We start from the raw sequence: 23,333 nt of genomic DNA, 5'->3' as shown, positions 1-23,333 counted from the left end.
TGAATCATCCCTTTTACGCAAGGTGTCGTCAGGTACGCGCGCGTGGCGGCCGTTTCCCCGTTTTCTGGACACCCGAGGTCACCTGCCCGACAATCACCACCGTGACGTCGTCTTTCGAGTTCCCGAGTCCCCTCGCGCGGCCTTCCGACGCGGAGCGCGACCAGGCGCTGAAGGTGCTGCGTGACGGCGTCGCCCTCGGCCGGCTGTCCCACGACACGTTCATCCGCCGGATGGAGCTCGCCCTCGCCGCCCGCCACGCCGACGAACTGGCCGCGCTCACCGCCGACCTCCCCACCGAGGGCCGGTTCTCCCGCGCGCTCTTCGGCACCGTCGAGGCGGTGTCCGGTTTCTCCGGGCGGCTGCGCCGGGCCTGGCAGGCGGAACGGCTGCCCAAACTGCTGCTGCCGCACCCCGCCGCCGGCCGCCCGCTGCGCATAGGCCGCGACCCGGCCAGCGGCCTCCGGCTGAACCACGAGACCGTCTCCCGCGTGCACGCCGAACTCAGCCGCCAGGGCGGCATGTGGGTCCTGAGGGACCTCGGCTCGACCAACGGCACCACCGTCAACGGCCGCCGCGTCATCGGCGCCACCGCCGTCCGCGAAGGCGACCAGGTGTCCTTCGGACAGGTCGCGTTCCGGCTCGCCGCGCACTGACCCGGCACCCAAGTCGCGTCCCGTCTTGTGGTGTTGACGTACACCTGAAGTCGTGACTGACTGTGCGTACACCACGTACACCAGGTGAAGCGACGGCACCACGGAGGTGTGCCCTGCCGCCCCTCCTCCGCTATCCGACCGTCGACGAGCTGGGCGCCCGGGCCGCCGCCCTCGTCGCCCGCCGTCCCCGGGACGCCCGGCTGCGCCGCGTCGGCACCTCCCGCGCGGGCACCCCGCTGTGGCTGCTCTCGGTCGGCCACGGCAGCCGCCAGACCCTCGTCGTCGCCGGACCGCACGCCAACGAACCCGTCGGCGGCGCGACCGTACTGCGCCTGGCCGAGCTGGCCCTCGCCGACCCGGCTCTCACCGAGGGCGCCGACACCACCTGGAACCTGCTGCTCTGTCTGGACCCCGACGGCCTGCGCCGCAACGAGGGCTGGCTCACGGGCCCCTACCACCTCGGCCGCTACTTCCGGCACTTCTTCCGCCCCGGCTTCCTGGAACAGCCCGAATGGCTGCCCGACGGCGCGGCCCGCGCCACACTGCCCGAGACCCGCGCCCTGCTCGCCCTCCAGGACGAGCTGAGACCCTTCTTCCAGTGCTCGCTGCACGGCGTCGACGTCGGCGGCGGCTTCGTCGAGCTGACCCGCGACCTGCCCGGCCTCGCCCCGCGCGTCGCCCGCATCGCGAACCGGCTGCGCGTCCCGCGTGAACTCGGCCCCTACGACACCCTGTACTGGCCGAACCTCGGCCCCGCCGTCTACCGCATCCCGCCCCCGCGCCGCAGCGACCGGGCCGCGGCCATCACCGAGGCCGCCGTCGAGTCCACCTGGTTCCACCCCCACCCCTACGGCACCCTCACGGCCGTCGTCGAAGCGCCGATGTGGACCGTCGCGGCCGTCGAGGACGACTCCGTACCCGCCGACCCCGCCGCCCGGCTGCGTACCGTCAGCCACACCCTGCGCCACGACACCCGGCTGCTGCGGCAGCTCCTCACCGGCATCCGCCCGCACCTGGCCGGCCCCGACGCGGCCCGCCTGCTGGCGCCCGTCGACGACTATTTACTGGTCTGCCCCGGCCTCGCCGACGCCTGGGACCCCGAGATCGACGACCGGTCCCGCCCGCTGCCCGCGCTCACCGCGGCCCACCTGACCGCCCTGCGCATCGCCGGGCGCCGCCTCGCGCTGCGCACGGCCGGGCTGCTGCACCAGCTCGTCACCACCAGCGGACGGGACCCGTCCGGCGCGCTGCCCGAGCTGAACCGGCTCCTCGACCTGTGGTGCGCCGACTACCGCGACGGCTGCGGCGCCGCGTGGCTGCCGGTGCCCCGCCAGGCCGAGTACCAGTCCCGCGTGGTGCTCGCCGCGTTCGAACTGGCCGCACGGCAGCCGCCGGCGCGCTCCCGTTCGGGTGAGCCGGACTGGGGCGGCGAGCCGGTCGTGCCGATGCACCGGGAATGACGCACACCACCACGACGAAGGCCCTACGACGGTCCCTGCCGACGCGGTCGGCCCTCCTGGCCCCGCTCGCCGCGGTCGCCGCCCTTGCCGCCCTCGCCGCCGGAGCGGCACCGGCGGGCGCGGCGGCCGGACCGGACCGGCGGACCGCCCCGGACACCTGGCTCTACCTCACCGTCACCCACGGCGACGTCCTCCCGCCGGGACTCGCCACCGTCCGGCCGGGACACAGCGTTCCGCGCGACACGCGCGGTGCCCTGCTGCTGTGCGACCCGCCCCAGGGACACGGCCAGGCCGCCGAGGCCTGCGCCCAGCTCACCGCCGCGGACGGCGCGATCCGCAGCACCCCGCCGAGGGACACGCTCTGCCCCATGGTCTTCGCACCGGTGACCGCCGAGGCACGCGGGCTGTGGCAGGGCCGGCCGGTCGAGTACCGGGAGTCGTTCGCGAACGCCTGCGAGCTGGCCGCGAGGACCGGGGCGGTGTTCGCGCTCGACACCTGACGGCGAGGCGGCCGCAGGGCACGCGCGCGGGCGGCCCATTGAGGGGCCGGCTCGACGGGTTGCTTGGCGGGTCGGCTTGGCGGGTCGGCTCGACGGGTTGCTCGGTGGGTCGGCTCAACGGGTTTCGGCTCGACGGGTCGGCTCGACGGGTCAGTCTGCCTGCTCGCGCGCGTGCCGCGCCGCCGCGACGACCGTGCGGGACTGGTGCTCGATCTGGTGCTCCAACGGCACCCACCGGGCGTGGAACCGCCTGGCGAACGCCTCGCTCCAGGTCGTCACGAGCGGTTCCAGCCGCGGCACCGCGCGGTCGTCGGCCTCCCGCAGCACCCTCAGCAGCATCGCCGCGGCCCGCAGCGGCAGCCGCCGGGCGAACGCGTCCACGCTGCCGATGTACGCCATCGTGTGGCCCGCGGGCGGCGTGTGCGTCCAGTCCCTGGCCAGCCCCGGCACCACCTCCAGCACCCAGCGGGCGGCGCGCAGCAGGGGCCCGTCGAGACCGTCCAGCCGGGGCTGCGCCTCTGCGAGTACCTCCTCCACCTCCAGCGCGTCCCGCGACAGCCGGTCCGCCAGCCGCCGCAGAGCCGCGGCCGGCGCGGGATGCGGCGCCGGGTCGTCCACCAGGTCGCTCGCCCACATCGGCACCTCGACGACGGCCGTCAGACCGCCGTACCGGTGCGTGTGGTACCAGGTGCTGTGCCGGGCGTCGTCCGGCATGCTCGGGTACGCCAGCGCGCCCGGAGCGGGCATCACATGCACGCCGGGCCCCGAGGCCGGCCAGCCGGCGGCGTCCGAGGCGCCGGTCTCCACCGGGATGCGCAGCTCCGCCGCCGACTTGGCGAAGGGCTCCGCGAGACCGGGGATGTCCCGGGTCAGCTGCACCCAGCTGCCGCCCAGCTCGGTGCCGTGCAGGGTCACCTGGAGGTACGGGCGCAGCTCGTCGATGACGCCGGTCAGGGCCCGCGTCTCCGGCGGCAGCCGGTCGGGGGGCAGCACGGCCGGCGACCACTCCGGCTGCTCCGGACCCGCCGGACGGAAGAAGCCGCGGTGGTAGTCGAGCAGACTGCGCGGCGCCGGGGTGACGTGCAGGCTCGCCCCGTCCGGGTCCGCGCACAGCAGCAGATGCCAGGACGTGCCGGACCGCAACGACCGCTCCGCCAGGACCCGCTCGGCGAGCGCGAGCAGCGTGGAGCCGCCGGTCGGCTCGTTGGCGTGGGCTCCGGCGACGACGAGCACCGCGCGGCGTGCGCGTCCCACGGACAGCAGATGCAGAGGACGGCCCGCGCGCGAGACGCCGACCTCGCGCAGGACGCACAGACCGGGATGCGCCGAGGCCAGGGCCCGAGCGCAGGCGACCAGCTCGGGCACGGTGAAGTAGCGCAACTCCGGCAGGAGACTCACCTCCCCCGTACGGTCCACCCGGCTCCGCACCGGAAGTACCCCACGCGCCAGGACCCCTGTCAAGCACGCCCCGGGGCGGCTCCCCGGGGCGCCCGGGCGCACAGAGCTCCGCACAGGACGCCCGCCAGGCCGCGCTCGCTCGCCGCTCGCTCGCTCGCGTTTCGCCGGCGTCCGCTTGCCGTGTCTCGCAGGCGTCCCCCCGGCGGCGCTCTGTTGCTGTCCGCCTGCCATGCCTGGGCGGCGCTTGTCCGTCTGCGCGAGGCCGGCGTCCGCCAGGCGGCGCCAGGTCGGCACCCGCCCGGCCGCGCTGCCCCGGCGTCCGCCCGGCCGTGTTCACCGGAGTTCGTTCGGCGGTGCCCCGCCAGGCAGCCCCTTGCCGCGCCGCGCCGGCGCCCCCAGGAGCCGGGCCTTGTCGGCGCCCAATCGCGCCCCGTCGTCGCCCCGGCCGGACAACCCGTCAGGTGCCCGACTCACCGCGCGCGGTCGGTGCCGGACCGGCCGCGCCGGGGCGGCACCCGCCCGGCTGCGCTCCGCCGGCGTCCGCCTGGCCGCACTCCACCGGCCGCCTGCCTGGCCGCGCCCCGCCAGGCACCAACCCGCGCCCCGCCAGGAACCGCCCAACCGTCCCCCAACCCCAGCTCAGCCCTCGTCGCCCACCCGCTCCAGCAGGGCCACCGGCAGCCGTTCGAGCAGTTCCGCCGCGCGTGCGTACCCCGTGAACTCCCGTCCCGGCGTCAGCAGATCGGCCCAGCGGCCCGGGGGCAGGGGGAGTCGGGTGTCGTGCCAGCCGCCTGCCTCCGCGAGGCGGAGGGACAGCCGGGTGACCGCGGTGACGACCTCGCCCGAGCGGGCGTAGCCGAGCAGATGGCCGGCGGCCGGGCCCTCGGCGGTCAGCGGCGTGTACGTCGCCGTGTCGCCGAACACCTCGGGCCGCCGTGCGCGCAGCCGTAGCGCCGCCGCTGTCACGGCGCCCTTGTCGCCGGGCGCGTCCGCGGGCGGGAACGGTACGAGCCGCCGGTTGTCGGGATCGACCAGGGCCCGGTACTCGACCTCGGTGCCCTGGTAGACGTCCGGCACGCCCGGCATCGTCAGATGGACCAGCGCCGCACCCAGCGTGTTCGCGCGGATGTGCGGCTCCAGCGCCCCGCGCAGGGCGGCCACCCGCTCGCCCGGTGCCCCGCACGGCCCCGCCGCGACGAACGCCGCCACCGCGTCCTCGTACGGCGGCTCCTGCTCCGTCCAGCTGGTGAACATCCCGGCCTCGCGGACATGCTTGAGCAGCGCCTCCCGCACCCGCTCGGGCTCGGCCGGGCCGAGCCCGAAGACGGTCTGCCAGGCCGCCCAGGCCAGCTGCCCGTCGGGCGCGGCCACGCCGCCCTCGCTCACCTCGGCCAGCAGCTCCGCCCAGCGCTCCGGGCACTCGGTGAGCACCATGAGCGCCGCCCGCACATCCGCGCTGCGCTTGGTGTCGTGCGTCGACACCACGATCCCGGTGCCGGGCCAGTCGCGCTGCACGCGCGCGCAGTACGCGTGGAAGTCCTCAGGGGACAGCGCCGGACGGCCCGGATTCCCGCCCACCTCCGTCGCCGACAGCAGCGGCACGTAGCGGTAGAACGCCGTGTCCTCCACCGACTTCGCGCGCAGCGCCGACGCCGTCTGCGCGAACCGCGTCCGGAACTCCAGATGGTTCGGCCCGTCGCCGAGCCGTCCCAGCACCAGCCCGCGCACGACGTCGACCGCGCCGGCCTCCTCGGGGACGGCGAACGCCGACCGTGCCTCGGCCGCCGCCTCCTCGGTCACCACCAGGGCCGCGTCGACGGACTCGTACGGCCGGTAGACCTCCAGCCGGACCAGCAGCTCGCGCAGCGCGGTGTGCAGCGCCCACGGCGCGCGGTCGCGCAGCGCCGGGTCGGGCGAGGCGGTGCACAGCCGGTGCGCCACCCGGGTCAGCCGGTCCACCTCGGCGGCCAGCTCGTGCTCCAGGACCCGGTAGGCGGCCCGCCGCGCGGTCGCCTCCCAGTGTCCGCCCCGGTCCGTCTGCGGCGCCGCGAACGTGCGGTAGCGGGCGAGGAGTTCGGTGGCTCCCGCCGGGTCGGTGAACAGCCCGTCGATGTGCCGCAGGGCGTCGTAGCCGGTGGTGCCGGCGACCGGCCAGGACGCCGGCAGGTGCTCGCCGTCCGCCAGGATCTTCTCCACGACCGTCCACCGGCCGCCGGTGGCCTCGTGCAGCCGTCGCAGATAGGCGTCGGGGTCGGCGAGACCGTCGGGATGGTCGACCCGCAGACCGTCCACGACCCCGTCGCGCACCAGCCGCAGCAGGGTGGCGTGCGTGGCGTCGAAGACCTCCGGGTCCTCCACCCGCACCCCGATCAGCTCCGAGATGCTGAAGAACCGCCGGTAGTTCAGCTCCGTCCGGGCCAGCCGCCACCACGCGAGCCGGTACCACTGGGCGTCCAGCAGCTGCGGCAGCGGCAGGTCCTCGGTGCCCTCGCGGAGCGGGAACTCCTGGTCGTAGTAGCGCAGCACATCGCCGTCGGCCGTCAGATGCTCCAGCTCGGCACCGAGCGGATGCCCGAGCACCGGCAGCAGCAGCTTGCCGCCCTGCGCCTCCCAGTCGATGTCGAACCACCGCGCGTACGGCGATTTGGGCCCCTCCCGCAGCACCTCCCACAGGGCGCGGTTGTGCCGCGGGGCCATGGCCATGTGGTTGGGCACGATGTCCAGGACCACCCCCAGACCGTGCTCCCGCGCGGTGCGGGCCAGCGCGCGCAGCCCCTCCTCGCCGCCCAGCTCGGCGCGCACGCGCCCGTGGTCCGTGACGTCGTAGCCGTGCAGCGAGCCCGGGACGGCCTCCAGGACGGGGGACAGGTGCAGATGCGAGACGCCGAGCGAGGCCACGTACGGCACGGCCGCCGCGGCGGCCGCGAACGGGAACTCTGGCTGGAGCTGGAACCGGTACGTCGACGTGGGCACCGCGGGGGCGGATCGCTCAGGTGTCATGGAATGCTACGTACCCGCCCCGCCGGGTTTCGTGTCATTGTCCCCTCCTTGTGCCCCCACGCGCGTGGCTAGTTTCGAGCGATGGGAAGCACGGGGTTGCGCCGCACGCTGGGTACCTATCGCGAGGTCGTCGGACTCACCGGGCCGCTGCTGCCGGTCGTGTCCTTCCTGGGGCGGCTGCCGACCGCCACCATCCAGTTCGGCAGTGTGCTGCTCGTAGCCCGCACCAGCGGGTCCCTGACCGTCGCGGGGCTGACCGGCGGGGCGCTGGCACTGGGCCAGGTGGCGTGCGGGCCGCTGGTGGGCCGACTGGCCGACCGGCACGGCCAGCGCCGGGTCGTGCTCGTCTGCGCGCTGGTGAACGCCCTGGCGATCGGGGCGCTGGTGGCGGGGGCGGCGGCCCGCCCGCCGACCCCGGCGCTCGTCCTCCTCGGGGCCCTCGCGGGCGCCTCCGTGCCGCTGATCGGCCCCCTCGCGCGGACCCGTCTGGTGGCCCTCGCCCGCCGCTCCGGTGCCTCCGACGCCACGGTGGGCGCGGCCCTGTCCTTCGAGAGCACCCTCGACGAGATCTCGTTCGTGCTGGGCCCGGCGCTGGTGGGTCTGGCGGCCGTCGTCGCCCATCCGGGCCATGCCCTGACGGCGGCGGCCGTCCTGGTGGCCGTCTGCGGCACCGCCTTCGCCCTCCATCCGACCGCCCGCGCCACGCGGCCGCACCGCTCCGACGCCGTCCAGGCGCCTGCCGCGGTCCCCGCGCGCATGCCCCGTTCCGTCCGTCCCCTCCGTGCCGCGCTGGCCCTCCAGGGAGCCATGTTCGGCGCCTGCCAGGCCGGTATCACCGCGCTCACCGAGCGGCTCGGGCGGCCGGAGCAGGCGGGGCTGGTGTATGCCGCGATGGGCGTGATGAGCGCGGTCGCGGGGCTCGCGATGGCGGCCGTGCCCGCCCGGTTCGGGCTGACGGCGCGCTGGCGTACGGCCACCGCGGCGGCGTGCGCGCTGTCGCTGCCGCTGACCGTGACGGACAGCCTCTCCGGCCTGTACGCGGTAGTGACGGTCCTGGGCGTCGCCTACGCGCCGCATCTGATCACGGTGTTCGGGCTGACCGAGCGGGTGGTGCCGCGGGCGCGGCTCGCCGAGGCGATGGCCTTCGCGACGAGCGCGCTCGTCGGCGGCCAGGCGCTCGCCCTCGCCCTCACCGGCCGGCTCGCCGAGTCCTACGGCCCCGGCGCGGCCTTCGCGGCGGCGACCGCGGCCGCCGCGCCGGCCTGCCTGATCGCGCTGACGGCGCGTCCGGCGACGTACACCGAACACGCCACACACGCGAACCCCACCGCACGGCCCGAGCACACCGCAGGCACCGAACCGTCGGCCCGCGCGGAGCCACCCGAAGGCACCTGACCCGCCGAGCTGGCGAAATCCGCCGAGTCGGCGAATTCCGCCGAGTCGGCGAAGCCAGCCAGCCACCCCGCCGAGTCCACCACCCCCGCCGAGCCGCCCGCAGGCACTTACGTAGGCCGCTGCAGCACTGTCATGCTCCGTTCCGGCAGTCGCAGTCGCTCGCCGGCCGCCACCTTGGCGCCGGTGCCCGGTGGTACGCCGTCCGGGCGGGCGGTGTCGACGACGACCTGCCACTGGCGGCCGTGATTGACGGGAACCACGAAGTCCAGCGGCTTGGGGGCGGCGTTGAACATCAGCAGGAAGGAGTCGTCGGCGATCCGCTCCCCGCGCGGACCGGGCTCGGAGATGGCGTTGCCGTTGAGGAACACCGTCAGAGCCGAGGCCTGCGTCGACTCCCAGTCCTGCTGGGCCATCTCGTGGCCCTCCGGAGTGAACCAGGCGATGTCGGACAGCTCGTCGTGCGTGCCCTCCACCGGCCGGCCGTGGAAGAAGCGCCGCCGCCGGAAGACGGGGTGGTCCTTGCGCAGCCACACCATCGCCCGGGTGAACTCCAGCATCTCCCGGCCGAGCCCCTCGCCGTCCGGCCACTCCACCCAGGAGATCTCGCTGTCCTGGCAGTAGGCGTTGTTGTTGCCGCGCTGGGTGCGCGCGACCTCGTCGCCGTGGCTGATCATCGGCACGCCCTGGGACAGCATCAGCGTCGCGATGAAGTTCCGCATCTGCCGCGCCCGCAGCTCCAGCACCTCCGGGTCGTCGGTCTCGCCCTCCACCCCGCAGTTCCAGGACCGGTTGTGGCTCTCGCCGTCGCGGTTGTCCTCGCCGTTGGCCTCGTTGTGCTTGTCGTTGTAGGAGACCAGGTCGTGCAGGGTGAAGCCGTCGTGGCAGGTGACGAAGTTGATGGAGGCGAGCGGGCGCCGCCCGTCGTCCTGGTAGAGGTCGGACGAGCCGGTGAGCCGGGAGGCGAACTCGGCGAGCGCGCGCGGCTCGCCCCGCCACAGGTCCCGCACGGTGTCCCGGTACTTGCCGTTCCACTCGGTCCACAGCGGCGGGAAGTTGCCCACTTGGTAGCCGCCCTCGCCGACGTCCCACGGCTCGGCGATCAGCTTCACCTGGGACACCACCGGGTCCTGCTGCACCAGGTCGAAGAAGGACGACAGCCGGTCCACCTCGTGGAACTGCCGGGCGAGGGTGGCGGCGAGGTCGAAGCGGAAGCCGTCGACATGCATCTCGGTCACCCAGTACCGCAACGAGTCCATGATCAGCTGGAGCACGTGCGGGGAGCGCATCAGCAGGCTGTTGCCGGTGCCCGTGGTGTCCATGTAGTACCGCGGGTCGTCCGCGAGCCGGTAGTACTGCGGGTTGTCCAGGCCCCGGAAGGACAGCGTCGGCCCCAGGTGGTTGCCCTCGGCGGTGTGGTTGTAGACCACGTCCAGGATGACCTCGATGCCCGCCTCGTGCAGCGCGCGCACCGCCGACTTGAACTCCAGCACCTGCTGTCCGCGGTCGCCCCAGGAGGCGTACGCGTTGTGCGGGGCGAAGAAGCCGATCGTGTTGTAGCCCCAGTAGTTGTTGAGGCCCATGTCCACCAGACGGTGATCGTTCACGAACTGGTGTACGGGCATGAGTTCGAGTGTGGTGACGCCCAGTTCGGTGAGGTGTTCGATGATCGCCGGATGGGCCAGCGCGGCGTAGGTGCCCCGCAGTTCCTCCGGCAGCCCCGGGTGGCGCATGGTCAGGCCCTTCACGTGGGCCTCGTAGATCACCGTCTTGTGGTACTCGGTGCGCGGGCGCCGGTCGTCGCCCCAGTCGAAGTAGGGGTTCACCACGACGGACGTCATGGTGTGCGGGGCGGAGTCCAGGTCGTTGCGCCGGTCGGGGTCGCCGAAGTGGTAGCCGTACACCTCCTCGCCCCAGTCGACCGCCCCGCTGATCGCACGCGCGTACGGGTCGAGGAGCAGCTTCGCCGAGTTGCAGCGCAGCCCGCGCTCCGGGGCGTACGGGCCGTGCACGCGGTAGCCGTACCGCTGGCCGGGCATCACGCCCGGCAGGTACGCGTGCCGCACGAAAGCGTCACTCTCCCGTAGTTCCACCGCCGTCTCCGAGCCGTCGTCGTGCAGCAGACACAGCTCTACTCGGTCCGCGGCCTCCGTGAAGACCGCGAAGTTCGTGCCGGCGCCGTCGTACGTGGCGCCGAGTGGATACGCCTCTCCAGGCCAGACCTGCATGGATACGACTCTTCCAGGTGTGCCTCGTCGCCGGGGGCGCCTTGGCCCCGAGTCTCCCCGAAAGTGCGGGAACCTCCTCAGCCCTCCTTCCCTCTTACCGGGCGACCAGTGCATACCCGGTGTGCCGAATCAGCGGGGCGAATGACGTACTCCCATGCGGAACGGGGGAGTAGGGGGAAGATATGCGCCAGACAGTGCGCCGCCATCTGGGCAAGATGGTGGCCGGTACGGCCGTCGCGGTCGCGGGGACCGCTCTGATGGTGGGGATCACCCTGCCGGGCACGGCGGGGGCGGACGACACGCCCGGTGCCTCCGGCCGTACGGCCGGACAGCCGGCCGGGGCCCGGGACGCGGGCCGGGACGGGCGGGCCGCGGTGGAGCCGGGCGTCGTCGAGGAGGCGCCCGCCGAGGGCGAGCGCGGCACCGGCCGGGACCCGCTCACCGACGACGAGGCCGAGCGGGTCGAACGGATCGCGCTCAGCCGGCAGCTGCTCCGCACGAGCGAGGACGTCGAGGGCGACCGCGGCCCGCAGCGCGTCGGCCTCGACCTCGCCGAGCCGGAGGCCGAGGAGCTGGACGACCCGGCCGCGCCCCGGCGCGCCGAGGTGACGTTCTACGACTACAAGGACGACACCCTCGTCACCAGGACGGTGAACCTGGAGACCGGCGAGGTGGAGCGGACCACCACCCAGCGGGGCGTGCAGCCGCCGCTGAGCCGTGCCGAGCAGTCCGAGGCGGCCCGGTTGCTGATCGCCGACCCGCTGGGCGCCGGCCTGAAGGCGGACTACCTGGACGCCACCGACCGCGAGCTCACCTCCCCGGACCAGCTCCAGTTGCACGCCATGGTCTACAAGGCCGTCCCGGGCGCCCAGCCCGCCGTGCTCGACAAGTGCGGGGAGCACCGCTGCGCGCGGCTGTACCCGAAGGTCGAGAACGGCCCGTGGATCGACGCCGGGCACCTGGTGATCGACCTGAGCACTCGCGAGATCGCCGCCCTCGACCGCGGCTGACCCAAGGAGCCTTCCACCTCATGCGTGTCGACAGAATCAGCCGTGCCCGCCGGCGGACGGCCGTGGGGCTCACGGTGGCCGCGCTGGCCGCGGGAGCCGCGGCCGGCGCCGGACCCGCCGCCGCCCGGCCCGCCGACCGTCCGGCCGCGGCCCCCGCGCCGCCCGCCGCCGACTGCGGCACCGCCTACCGGATCGAACAGAAGCTCGCCTCCGGCACCACCTGGCGGATGTGCTGGCGCCACGAGAGCCGGGCCGGGATCGTCCTGGAGGACGTCTCCTATCAGCCGCCCGGCGAGCCCCGCCCGATCAAGGTCCTCAACAGCGCCAAGCTCGCCCAGATCCACGTGCCGTACGACGACGGCGGCAACGAGTTCAACGACCTGACGGACTACTACTTCGGCGACGGACTGGTGAACCTGGCGCCCGGCGAGTGTCCCGGCGGCACCATCCGGACCGTCAAGGTGCCGGAGGCCTCCTACTCCGAGACGCCGAACGTCAAGGGCCTGTGCACCACCACCCGCTCCCGAGGCCACGCCTACCGCCTCCAGGCCGACATGGGCGTCAAGTCGTACCAGGCGCAGGGCAAGGATCTGCTCGTCTACAGCGTCAACAAGGTCGACTGGTACGAATACATCTCCGAGTGGCGCTTCTCCGACGACGGCACGATCACCGTGAACGTCGGTGCCACCGGCAGTCTCTCGCCCGATGACTACGACGCCGGTGACGGCCGCGGCTGGCCGATCGGCAAGGGCGCCAAGGACAAGGCGACGAGCCACAACCACAACGTCTTCTGGCGGCTCAACTTCGGCCTCGACGGCTCCTCCAGGACGAAGATCGAGCAGTACGACTCGAAGGTCAGCCCGCCCGCCCAGGGCCGCCCGGCGCCGTCCAACAAGACCACCCGCACCGCGGTCACCAAGGAACTGGCGGGCGACGCGCGGAACATGCGCTGGTGGCGCGTGGTCAGCACGGCCGGCAAGAACAAGGACGGGCACCCGCGGTCCTACGAACTCGTCCCCGGACCGAGCGCCACCTACCCGGGCCGCGCCTTCACCAAGCACGACGTGTACTTCACCGAGTACAAGAAGTGCGAGCAGTACGCCAGCGACAACCCGCACCAGTGCGGCGCCGGTGCCGGCCGGTCCGTCGACAAGTGGGTCGACGGGCAGCCGCTGACCCGGCCCGTGGTCTGGATGAACATCGGCTTCCACCACGTCGCCCGCGACGAGGACCAGCAGCCGATGCCGGTCCACTGGCAGGGATTCTCCATCGCCCCGCGCGATGTCACCGCTATGAATCCGCTCACTCCGAAGGAGCTGGCCGACCAGAACGGGCATGTGGAACGGGGAAGTTGAGAAAGGACCTGTGCATCCGGCTGCACCGCCCACCGCTCCCGGAGTACCCTTCCTTGATCGTTGGGACGGGGAGTGCTCGGGGGAGCGGAAGGCGGTGCGCGGGTGGGCTCGGGAGGCCTGGAGTTGCCCCCAGGTGACGAGGGTCACGAGGGGAACTCCACAGACGTCCCGCCCGGCACGGTGTCCCTGGCCAGGCCGATGGAGCCGCACTCCATCGGCCCGGAGCTGGACTGGGACGCCGACGCCTGGCGCGAGGTGCGCACCCGCGCCCAGCGAGCCGGCCGGGCCTACATCTGGCTGAACCTCGTCGAACAGCGGCTGCGCGCGGTCGTCGCCGCCGTCCTGCGCCCCATCTACGAGCCCGTGCACGGCGACGAATGGGTGGTCGCCGCCGCCGGGCCGGCCGGCCAGGAGTGGGTGCAGCGCGCGGTCGCGGTCCGCGAGGTCAGCCGCCGCAAGGGCTATCTGCTCGACCCCGCCGACGACAACGTCCTCAGCTTCCTCACCCTGCCCCAGCTGCGCGAGCTGATGGTGCAGCACTGGCCCTGCTTCGAGCCGTACGTCGACGAGCGCCGGGACGTCGAACTCGCCCTGGACGAGCTGGAGGTCACCCGCAACGTCGTCTCCCGCAACCGGGCCCTGTCCGAGGCGGTGCTGAACCAGGCCGAGCGGGCCTCGGCCCGGCTGCTGGAGATCCTGGGCGCGGGCGGCGACGTGCCGTCCGCGCGCCGGCTGCCCGTCGACGCGGTCGAGGACCTGGTCGGCGACCGGTACGCGGACGTGGTCGCGGTGCACCCGGACCGGGTGCGGCTGCTGCGCCAGTTCCCGGCCGAGGACATCTTCGGCGGCGCTCGTCGCCTGGACGCCATCGGCATCGGCCTCAACCTGCTCGTGCAGAACTTCTCCGGGCGGCGGCTGGTCCGCCTCGCCGAGGCCGGCTGCCGGGTGCGGCTGCTGTTCCTCAACCCGGCCTCCAGCGCGGTGAAGCGGCGCGAGCGCGAGCTGGGCATCAAGCGCGGCGAGCTGAGCCGGGCCGTGGAGATGAACATCCTGCACATGCGCCGGGTGCGGGCCCGGCTGCGGGACCCGGGCGCCTTCGAGATCCAGGTCTTCGACGAGACCCCGCGCTTCACCGCCTACCTGGTCGACGGCGACGGCTCCGACGGCATCGCGGTCATCCAGTCCTATCTGCGGCGGACCCGCGGGATGGAGGCGCCGGTGCTGGTGCTGCGCAACGGCAGCCGGGTGGTCAGACCGGACGCCTCGGACGGGGCGCTGGACGGCGGGCTCTTCCCCACCTACCGCGAGGAGTTCGAGACGGCTTGGGCGGATTCGCGCCCTGTGTCGTGAAATGCCGTCAGTGGAGGGTTACGCGTAGGGAGTGCGGAGCGGTGGAACCCCGGTAAGCGGAAGGCGATCCCCCGATTGTCAGTGGCGCATGCGATGGTGGAGATCACTGGGGGAAAGCACCACCAAGGAGGGGGACCGCCCATGGGCTGGCACCGGGAGCTGCTGATCGGCTTCGACCTGGAGACGACGGGGACGGATCCCCACGAGGCGCGCATCGTCACCGCCGCAGTGATCGAGGTCAGGGACGGACAGCCCCTCGGCCGCAAGGAGTGGCTCGCGGACCCGGGCGTCGAGATCCCGGCGGACGCGGTCGCCGTGCACGGCATCAGCAACGAACGCGCGACCGCCGAGGGCCGGCCGGCCGACCAGGTGGCCGACGCCGTCGCGGACGTGCTCACCGGGTACTGGAAGGCGGGCGTCCCGGTCGTCGCCTACAACGCCTCGTTCGACCTCACCCTGCTCGCCGCCGAACTGCGGCGGCACGGCCTGCCGTCGCTGCGCGACCGCCTCGGCGGCCAGGACCCGGCCCCGGTCGTCGACCCCTACACCATCGACCGCCGGGCCGACCGCTACCGCCGCGGCAAGCGCACCCTGGAAGCGGTCTGCCGGGAGTACGGCATCACCCTCGACTCCGCGCACGACGCCTCCGCCGACGCCCTCGCCGCCGCCCGACTGGCCTGCGCGATAGCCGGCCGCCACCCCAAGATCGCGTCCCTCGGCCCGGCGGAACTGCACCGCCGCCAGATCGAGTGGTACGCCGAGTGGGCGGCGGACTTCCAGGACTTCCTGCGCCGCAAGGGCGAGACGGACGCGGTGGTGAACGGCGTCTGGCCGGTGCGCGCGCACGCCGACGCACAGGTCTGACGGGCCGGCCCGACAGGCGCGGCCCCCGGCCGGCCACACACCGGCTCAGAAGGGATACCAGCGCACCGTCTCGTCCCCGTCCCGCAGCGACGCCACCCGGCGCTCGAACTCGGCCAACGCCCGCGGATTGCTCGGGGCGTGCTGGGCCACCCAGGCGCAACTGGCCGTCTCGCGGGCGCCGCGCAGCACGGAACAGCCCTCCCAGTCGCGGACATCCCAGCCGTAGGCCCCGGTGAAGGCGTCGTACGCCTCGGCGGGCAGGCCGTAGCGATCGCGGGAGAGGGCCATGACCACCAGGTCGTGCTCGCGCAGATCCGCCGAGAAGGTCTCCAGGTCCACCAGCACCGGCCCGTCCGGCCCGATGTGCACATTGCGGGGCAGCGCGTCGCCGTGGATCGGACCCGGCGGCAGCTGCGGGACCAGCGCGGCCGCGGCCGCCGCGAAGCCGTCCCGCCGCTCGCGCAAGTACGCCGCGTCCGCCGGGTCGACCGCCTCGCCGGCGAGGCGCAGCCAGCGTTCCACCCCGCCCAGCAGCTCGCGGGGCGGCAGCGCGAAGGAGGGGGAGGGCAGTGCGTGGACGACCCGTAGCAGTTCGGCCAGATCCCGCGGCTCGGCGGGCCGCACGGCATCGGGCAACCGGTGCCACACCGTCACCGGATGCCCCTCGACGAGCAGCGCCTTCGGCTCGGCCGCCCGCACCGCCGGGACACCGGCCTCCTCCAGCCACCCCGCGATGTCCAGCTCGCGGCGCGCCCGGTCCAGCAGTTCGGCGTCGCGGCCCACCTTGACGACCAGGTCACCGGAGGCGAACACGGCGTTCTCGCCCAGCGCGAGCAGCCGGGCGTCCCCGGCCGGCCCGGGCAGTACGCCTGCCGCCGCCAGTACGTCCCGTGCCTGTGCCTCGTCCATCGTCCGCCTCCGGATTCCGTCGCCGAGCCGTCGAGTCGCCGCCCGTCACCGCCGCTCGTGGTGGCCGGTTCCCGCCACCCGTCGGCCAGTCTCGCATCCGCACAGGTCGGACCGGGTGCGCGGTGCCTTGACGGGGCACCACCCCTTCACGACCATGACGGAGGCCCGCCGGGCCCAGACCGTCACGACCCGCGCGAAGGAGCCGATGACGTGACCGTGGTGACCGAGGTGCGGCGCCCGGCGAACGGCGCGCCGAGCCAGGGCCGCCGGCGTCGTGGCGGTGACCACGGGGCCTGGTTCCTGGTGCTGCCCGCGCTGATCCCGATCCTGGTGCTGAGCGTCGGACCGCTGCTCTACGGCGTCCTGCTGGCCTTCACCGACGCCCAGTCGGGCCGGACCGAGCCCACCCGGTGGATCGGCGGCCTCAACTTCCGGGACCTGGCGCAGGACACCCTGTTCTGGGAGTCGTTCCGGATCGGCCTGGTGTGGGCGGTCGGGGTGACCGTGCCGCAGTTCCTGCTGGCTCTCGGCCTCGCCCTGCTGCTCAACCAGAAGCTGCGGCTGAGATGGCTCGCCCGCGCGCTCGCCATCGTCCCGTGGGCGATGCCCGAGGTGGTCGTCGGCATCATGTGGCGGCTGGTCTACAGCCCGGACGCGGGCATCCTCAACGAGTCCCTGCGCGACCTCGGTCTCGGCGACGGCCGCGACTGGCTCAGCGGCCTCGGCACCGCCCTGCCCGCCGTGATCGTGGTCGGTGTCTGGGCCGGGATGCCGCAGACCACGGTCGCCCTGCTCGCCGGCCTCCAGAACACGCCGCGCGAACTGCACGAGGCGGCCGCCCTCGACGGCGCGGGCGCCTGGCGCCGCTTCCGCACCGTGACCTGGCCCGCCCTGCGCCCGGTGGCGCTCGCCATCACCGCACTCAACTTCATCTGGAACTTCAACTCCTTCGCCCTGGTCTATGTGCTGACCAACGGAGGCCCCGGCGGACGGACCCGTCTGCCCATGCTCTTCGCCTACGAAGAGGCCTTCCGCTACGGGCAGTTCGGCTATGCGGCGGCCATGGGCTGTGTGATGGTCGCGGTGATCTCGGTGCTGCTCGCCCTGTTCCTGGTCGGCCGGCTCAAGGGAGGTGACGAGGCGTGAGGACCCGTACCGGCGCCCGGATCGGGCAGTACGCGGCGCTGCTCGCGTATCTGCTCTTCCTCGCCCTGCCCTTCCTCTGGCTGATCTCCACCGCCTTCAAACCGCCGCGCGAGCTGGGCAGTCTGCACCCCACCTGGATCCCCGAGAACCCCACCCTGGACAACTTCCGGCAGGCCTTCGACGAGCAGCCGCTGCTGCGGGCGGCCGGCAACTCGCTGCTCGCGGCGGTGTGCGCGGCGGTGGTCGCGGTCCTGATCGCCACACCGATGGCGTACGTCATGGCACGGCACCGCACCCGGCTCGCGCGGGCCGCGACCGGCTGGGTGGTGGTCAGCCAGGCCTTCCCGTTCGTGCTGGTGATCATCCCGCTGTTCCTGGTGCTGAAGAACCTGCGGCTGATCAACTCCCTGCCGGGACTCGTGACGGTCTACGTGGTGTGGGCGCTGCCGTTCGCGCTGTGGATGCTCGTCGGCTATGTCCGCGCGGTGCCGGCCGAGCTGGAGGAGGCGGCGGCGGTCGACGGGGCCGGACGGCTGCGCACCCTGGTGTCGGTGACCGCGCCGCTGCTGGCACCGGGGATCGTGGCGACCGCGCTGTTCGCCTTCATCACCGCGTGGAACGAGTTCTTCTTCGCCCTGGTCCTGCTCAAGTCCCCGGAGAAACAGACGCTGCCCGTGATCCTGACCCACTTCATCGGCGCGGAGGGCGTCGCCGACCTCGGCCCGCTGGCCGCCGCCGCGTTCCTCGCCACCCTGCCGTCCCTGGTCGTCTTCGCGGTCATCCAGCGGCGGATCACGGGCGGCATGCTCGCCGGGGCGGTGAAGGGCTGATGCGCGCACGCTGGATCGTCGTCCTGCTGCTCCTCCTCGCCGGCTGCACCGGCGGCGGCACCTCCGAGGACGGACCCGTCACCCTGCGCTTCCAGTCCCTGGCCTGGCAGCAGGAGTCCGTCGAGGCCAACAAGGAACTCGTCGCCGAGTGGAACGCCGCCCATCCGGACATCCGCGTGGAGTACGTCCAGGGCAGCTGGGACAGCGTCCACGACCAGCTCCTGACCTCCTTCGAGGGCGGCGAGGCCCCGGACATCATCCACGACGCCTCCGACGACCTCGCGGACTTCGCCTACGGCGGCTACCTCGCCGACCTGACGGAGCTGCTGCCCGAGCGGCTGACGTCCGACATCCCCTCGCACACCTGGGACACGGTGACCTTCGGGGACGGCGTCTACGGCGTGCCGTTCCTCCAGGAGCCGAGGGTGCTGATCGCCAACGCGACCTGGCTGAAGGAGGCCGGCGTACGGATACCGACACCCGAGGACCCCTGGAGCTGGACCGAGTTCCGCGAGATCACCCGGCAGCTCTCCGGCGAAGGGAGGTACGGGGTCGCCTGGCCGCTGAAGGAACCCGTCTCGGCCAGCCTCAACCTGTCGTTGTCGGCGGGCGGGCAGCTGTTCCACCGGGGTGCCGACGGCAAGGTCACGGTCCGGTTCGAGGCCGGTGACGAGGTGGTCCCGCGCACCATCCACGACCAGGTCAACACCGACGGCAGCGCGTCCGGTTCGACGCTCGGCAGCGGCGGCTCCGACACCCTGCCCGGCTTCTTCGGCGGCCGGTACGCGATGGTCCCGCTCGGCTTCTCCTACCGCCAGCAGATCGCCCAGCAGGCCCCCGAGGGCTTCGACTGGCAGGTGCTGCCCGCCCCGGCCGGCGCCGACGGCCTCGCCCAGGGCGTCAGCCCGCAGACGCTGTCCATCGCCGAGGACAGCCCGCACAAGGAGGAGGCCGCCGCGTTCCTCGACTTCCTGCTGCGCCCGGAGAACATGGTGCGCCTGGCGCTCGGCGACTGGATGCTGCCCACCGGCACCGAGGCGCTGAAGGACCCGGCCCTGCACACCGCCGAGCACGACTGGGCGACCGGCACGGCCCTCGCCGCGCACCTGCGCTCGGCGCCCGCGCAGTCCGTCCGCGGCTACCCGGAGTGGAAGGACAAGGTCGCCACGCCCGCGTTCCAGGAGTACTACAGCGGCGCGATCGGCCTCGCCGAGCTGCGCGAACGGCTGGAGGAGGACGGAAACCTGGTCCTGGCCCGCTACCAGCGCTGACCGCTCCCGGACGACATCAGGCGGGACGGTGACACATTCAGGTTGCACGAGACGTATCGTCTCGTCTACGGTCGGGGGCATGACCAGCCGCGCGCACATCGCCATGTTCTCCATCGCCGCCCACGGACACGTGAACCCCAGCCTGGAAGTGATCCGCGAACTCGTGGCACGCGGACACCGGGTCACCTACGCCATCCCGCCCGCGTTCGCCGAGAAGGTCGCCGAGACCGGCGCCGAACCCAAGCTGTGGCACTCCACCCTGCCGGGCCCCGACGCCGACCCCGAGGCCTGGGGCAGCACCCTGCTGGACAACGTCGAACCGTTCCTCGCCGACGCGATCCAGGCGCTGCCGCAGCTGATCGAGGCCTACGACGGCGACGAACCGGACCTCGTCCTGCACGACATCACCTCCTACCCGGCCCGCGTCCTCGCCCACCGCTGGGGCGTCCCCGCCGTCTCGCTCTCACCGAACCTCGTCGCCTGGGAGGGCTACGAGGAGGAGGTCGCCGAACCGATGTGGGCCGAGCCGAAGCGGACCGAGCGCGGACAGGCCTACTACGCCCGCTTCCACGCCTGGCTGGAGGAGAACGGCATCACCGAGCACCCCGATTCGTTCGTCGGCCGCCCCGCCCGCTCCCTCGTCCTCATCCCCAAGGCGCTCCAGCCGCACGCCGACCGCGTCGACGAGACCGTGCACACCTTCGTCGGCGCCTGCCAGGGCGACCGCGCCGCCGAGGGCGACTGGACGCGGCCCGCCGGCGCGGAGAAGGTCGTGCTGGTCTCGCTCGGGTCGGCCTTCACCAAGCGGCCCGGCTTCTACCGGGAGTGCGTCAAGGCCTTCGGCGAGCTGCCGGGCTGGCACCTGGTGCTCCAGATCGGCAGGCACGTGGACCCCACCGAACTGGGCGACCTGCCCGCCGACGTCGACGTGCGCTCCTGGGTGCCGCAGCTGGCGATCCTCCGGCAGGCCGACCTGTTCGTCACCCATGCCGGCGCCGGCGGCAGCCAGGAAGGGCTGGCCACCGCCACCCCGATGATCGCCGTACCGCAGGCCGTGGACCAGTTCGGCAACGCCGACATGCTCCAGGCGACCGGCGTCGCCCGGCACCTGCCCACCGAGGAGGCGACCGCCGAGGCGCTGCGCGAGGCGGCCCTCGCCCTCGTCGACGACCCCGAGGTCGCCCGGCGGCTGAAGGACATCCAGGCCGAGATGGCCGAGGAGGGCGGTACCCGCCGGGCGGCCGACCTCATCGAGGCCGAACTGCCCTCATGACAGCCGAGGGCCCGTCGGTTCCCCGGTGACCGACGGGCCCTCGTGACGAGGCGGGATCAGACGGGCACGCGCTCGCCCTCGCCGTCCCGCGCCTGGTGCGTCACGGCCTCCGGCGCCTCGTCGTGCGTGAGGTCGGGCATACGGTCCAGCCACTTCGGCAGGTACCAGTTGCGTTCGCCGAGCAGCGCCATCACCGCCGGCAGCAGCACACCCCGGATGACCGTGGCGTCGATCAGCACCGCCGCGGCGAGGCCGACGCCCATCTGCTTCATGGACTGCATCGACAGCGTCCCGAAGATCGCGAACACGGCGACCATGATGACCGCGGCGCTGGTCACGACCCCGGCCGTGGTGACCACGCCGTGCGCGATCGCGTCCCTCGTGGTGCGGCCGCGCAGCCGCGCCTCGCGGATCCGCGAGACCACGAACACGTGGTAGTCCATCGACAGTCCGAACAGGATCACGAAGAGGAACAGCGGCAGCCAGCTGACGATCGCGCCGACGCCCTCCGCGCCCACCAGCGAGGCACCCCAGCCGTGCTGGAAGACGGCGACCAGGATGCCGTAGGCCGCGCCCACCGACAGCAGGTTCAGCGCGATCGACGTGATCGCTACGGTCAGCGAGCGGAACGACAGCAGCATCAGCAGGAAGGCGAAGACCACGACGAACACGAAGACTGGGACGACGGAGCCGACGAGCTGGTCGTTGAAGTCCTCAGAACCCGCCACCTGCCCGGTGATGGGCGCCTGGACGCCGTCGACCTCGCCGAGCGTGGCCGGCCGCACCTCGTCGCGCAGCTTCGCCAGGCTCGCGCCCGCCGTCTCCAGATCGGAGCCGCCGACCAACGGGACGTAGACGAACGCGACATCGTGCTCGTCGTGCAGCTTGATCTCCACCGGCCCGCGCGAGGCGCCCGAACTCACCGCCCGCGCACGGAAGTCGGCGAGCGCGTCGCGCACCTCCGGCGCGTTGATGTCGTCGGCCTTCACGACCACCTCGGCCGGCTCGGAACCGCCCGGGAAGGCCTCGTTGACCCGGTTGTACGTCTGCACGATGGGCAGCGAGTCGCCGAACTCCTGGTCCAGGGTCAGCTGCTGCGTCTTCATCCCGACCGCCGGAGCCGCGATCGCCAGCAGCGCACCGGTCGCCACCACCACCGACACCACGGGCCTGGCGAGCACACCCTTCAGCACCGCGGTCCAGAACCGGCTCTCGCCGTTGCCGTTCCGCTGCCTGCGGGACAGGAACGGCAGCCGCCCCTTCTCCACCCGCTCACCCAGCAGCGACAGCAGCGCCGGCAGCACGGTCACCGAACCGACCATCGCGACCGCCACCACCATCAGCGACGCCAGGCCCATCGCCTCGAACTCGGCGAGCCCGGTGAACAGCATGCCCGCCATCGCCACGCACACCGTGACACCGGAGACGACGATCGCGCGGCCACTGGTCGCCGCGGCGATCCGCAGAGCCGTCTGCGCGTCCCGGCCGGCGGCCCGCTCCTCACGCTCGCGGCGCAGATAGAACAGGCAGTAGTCGACGCCGACGGCCAGACCGACCAGCAGCATCACCGAGTTGGCCGTGTCGCTCATCGGCATCACATGGCTGACGACGCCCATCAGACCCATCGTCGCCATGATCGCGGTGACCGCCAGCGCCACCGGCAGCAGCGCCGCCACCAGCGCGCCGAAGGCGATCAGCAGGATGCCGAGGGCGACCGGCACGGCGGAGTACTCCGCCTTCTTGAAGTCGTCGCCGAACGCGTCGTCGAACGTCTTCATCATGCTGGCGCCGCCGATCTCCTCGATCACCAGCGCCTCATGGTCCTTCTGCACCTCCTCGACGGCCTTCAGCACGGGCTCCACCCGCTCGCCCGCGGTGTCCGAGTCGCCGCGCATGTCGAACTGCACCAGCGCGCTGCGCCCGTCCGCCGAGATGGTCCTGGTGTCGTACGGCGAGGTGACGTCCGTGACCCGGCCGGTGCCGTCGACCGCCTTCATCACGGCCTCCACGGCGGCGCGGAACTCCGCGTCGGTCGCCTTCGGCCCGCCGTCCTTCGACTGGACCAGGACCGTCTCGCTCGCCGGTTCCTCGATCCCCGCGTCCTCGATGATCTTCGCCGCGGTGTGCGTCTCACCCTTGAGCTGGTCGCTGTCCTTGACGTCGACGCGGCCCGCGGCCGAGCCGAGCCCCATCGCCAGGACGACGAACAGCACCCAGATGCCGACGGCCGCCCAGCGATGCCGGGCGCTCCAGCCGCCGGCGCGGGCGGCGAACCCCCGCACCCGTGTTTCCCCGTTCCCCGTGACGGTCCCCATGCCGGGCTGCCCCCTCGTGAGCGGTGACAGCCCCCTGCCGCCACCTTTCGCTACGAAGTTATGGGCTGGATAAAGCCGTCTCGTCGTGCTGCCCGGTGAACCCCGGCGGCCCCGGATCATCCCCGCGGCCCCCCGCCTCTCCGCACCAGGGAGGACACGGGCCCCTTACATCTATCGGGACGACCAGGGGTGCGACCCGGACACGCGGCCCCCCGCCGGGCACGCCGGCCGCTCACCGGCACAGGCCCGTCCGGCACCCGGGCAGGCCCTAGGGGGCGTCTCGTCGATCATGCCGGGCTCCCGGCGTCTGGCACCGCGCCTCGCCGCGTTGTCGTCGGTTGCCATGGCTCCGCCATGCCGCCCTCCTCCGCCTTGCGAT

The 23,333-nt window shown here is 73.1% G+C and carries 16 protein-coding genes and 1 pseudogene; 12 read left to right on the top strand and 5 right to left on the bottom strand.

Annotated elements, in window-relative coordinates:
* Positions 1-101 precede the first annotated feature (101 nt).
* From ABT232_RS34955 to ABT232_RS34945, 3 genes are all read left to right on the top strand, one after another.
* Complete coding sequence (locus tag ABT232_RS34955) at positions 102-653, top strand: FHA domain-containing protein (RefSeq protein ID WP_351847880.1); 552 nt, start codon at positions 102-104, stop codon at positions 651-653.
* Between the two features lie 62 nt (positions 654-715).
* Entirely contained in the window at positions 716-2,113 is a 1,398-nt protein-coding gene (locus ABT232_RS34950; RefSeq protein ID WP_351847878.1) for a M14 family zinc carboxypeptidase, read from the top strand.
* Entirely contained in the window at positions 2,110-2,613 is a 504-nt protein-coding gene (locus ABT232_RS34945; RefSeq protein ID WP_351847875.1) for an SSI family serine proteinase inhibitor, read from the top strand. The genes ABT232_RS34950 and ABT232_RS34945 overlap by 4 nt, the downstream gene beginning before the upstream one ends.
* Before the next feature lie 150 nt (positions 2,614-2,763).
* On the opposite strand, the gene ABT232_RS34940 is transcribed toward ABT232_RS34945, so the two are convergent.
* Positions 2,764-4,011, bottom strand: a complete 1,248-nt coding sequence (locus tag ABT232_RS34940; protein WP_351847873.1) for a M14 family zinc carboxypeptidase — start codon at positions 4,009-4,011, stop codon at positions 2,764-2,766.
* Positions 4,012-4,650: 639 nt separating this feature from the next.
* On the bottom strand, positions 4,651-7,011 hold the full coding sequence (gene treY / locus ABT232_RS34935) for a malto-oligosyltrehalose synthase (protein ID WP_351847870.1): 2,361 nt from the start codon (positions 7,009-7,011) through the stop codon (positions 4,651-4,653).
* Positions 7,012-7,092: 81 nt separating this feature from the next.
* Here treY and ABT232_RS34930 point away from each other — a divergent pair, with 81 nt between their 5' ends.
* Complete coding sequence (locus ABT232_RS34930) at positions 7,093-8,406, top strand: MFS transporter (RefSeq protein WP_351847867.1); 1,314 nt, start codon at positions 7,093-7,095, stop codon at positions 8,404-8,406.
* A 107-nt stretch (positions 8,407-8,513) separates the two neighbouring features.
* Here ABT232_RS34930 and glgX read toward each other — a convergent pair whose 3' ends face one another.
* Positions 8,514-10,631 (bottom strand): glycogen debranching protein GlgX, encoded by a 2,118-nt coding sequence (gene glgX / locus ABT232_RS34925; protein WP_351847864.1) that lies wholly within the window; start codon positions 10,629-10,631, stop codon positions 8,514-8,516.
* Positions 10,632-10,813: 182 nt separating this feature from the next.
* Here glgX and ABT232_RS34920 point away from each other — a divergent pair, with 182 nt between their 5' ends.
* From ABT232_RS34920 to ABT232_RS34905, 4 genes are all read left to right on the top strand, one after another.
* Complete coding sequence (locus ABT232_RS34920) at positions 10,814-11,641, top strand: Tat pathway signal sequence domain protein (RefSeq protein ID WP_351847861.1); 828 nt, start codon at positions 10,814-10,816, stop codon at positions 11,639-11,641.
* Between the two features lie 20 nt (positions 11,642-11,661).
* Complete coding sequence (locus tag ABT232_RS34915) at positions 11,662-12,996, top strand: copper amine oxidase (RefSeq protein WP_351847860.1); 1,335 nt, start codon at positions 11,662-11,664, stop codon at positions 12,994-12,996.
* A gap of 102 nt (positions 12,997-13,098) precedes the next feature.
* Positions 13,099-14,346, top strand: a complete 1,248-nt coding sequence (locus ABT232_RS34910; RefSeq protein ID WP_351847858.1) for a DUF5919 domain-containing protein — start codon at positions 13,099-13,101, stop codon at positions 14,344-14,346.
* 141 nt (positions 14,347-14,487) lie between these two features.
* Complete coding sequence (locus ABT232_RS34905) at positions 14,488-15,210, top strand: 3'-5' exonuclease (protein WP_351847855.1); 723 nt, start codon at positions 14,488-14,490, stop codon at positions 15,208-15,210.
* A 45-nt stretch (positions 15,211-15,255) separates the two neighbouring features.
* On the opposite strand, the gene ABT232_RS34900 is transcribed toward ABT232_RS34905, so the two are convergent.
* Positions 15,256-16,119, bottom strand: coding sequence for a phosphotransferase enzyme family protein (locus ABT232_RS34900; RefSeq protein WP_351847851.1), 864 nt, complete (start codon positions 16,117-16,119; stop codon positions 15,256-15,258).
* A 210-nt stretch (positions 16,120-16,329) separates the two neighbouring features.
* Between ABT232_RS34900 and ABT232_RS34895 the strand changes: the two genes are divergently transcribed.
* From ABT232_RS34895 to mgt, 4 genes and pseudogenes are all read left to right on the top strand, one after another.
* Complete coding sequence (locus ABT232_RS34895) at positions 16,330-17,265, top strand: carbohydrate ABC transporter permease (RefSeq protein WP_351847849.1); 936 nt, start codon at positions 16,330-16,332, stop codon at positions 17,263-17,265.
* Positions 17,262-18,095, top strand: coding sequence for a carbohydrate ABC transporter permease (locus ABT232_RS34890; protein WP_351847846.1), 834 nt, complete (start codon positions 17,262-17,264; stop codon positions 18,093-18,095). The genes ABT232_RS34895 and ABT232_RS34890 overlap by 4 nt, the downstream gene beginning before the upstream one ends.
* Positions 18,095-19,366 carry an ABC transporter substrate-binding protein gene (locus ABT232_RS34885; protein ID WP_351847844.1) on the top strand — a complete coding sequence of 424 codons (1,272 nt, stop codon included), beginning with the start codon at positions 18,095-18,097 and terminating at the stop codon, positions 19,364-19,366. The genes ABT232_RS34890 and ABT232_RS34885 overlap by 1 nt, the downstream gene beginning before the upstream one ends.
* 42 nt (positions 19,367-19,408) lie before the next feature.
* Positions 19,409-20,639, top strand: a pseudogene (mgt, locus tag ABT232_RS34880) (macrolide-inactivating glycosyltransferase).
* A 56-nt stretch (positions 20,640-20,695) separates the two neighbouring features.
* On the opposite strand, the gene ABT232_RS34875 reads toward mgt, so the two are convergent.
* Positions 20,696-22,954, bottom strand: a complete 2,259-nt coding sequence (locus ABT232_RS34875; RefSeq protein WP_351847842.1) for an MMPL family transporter — start codon at positions 22,952-22,954, stop codon at positions 20,696-20,698.
* Positions 22,955-23,333 lie beyond the last annotated feature (379 nt).

Source organism: Streptomyces sp. NPDC001532 (assembly GCF_040298625.1).
Lineage (GTDB): Bacteria > Actinomycetota > Actinomycetes > Streptomycetales > Streptomycetaceae > Streptomyces.
Note: the sequence above shows the minus strand (reverse complement) of the source record. Positions and strands in the feature narration are given on the sequence as shown.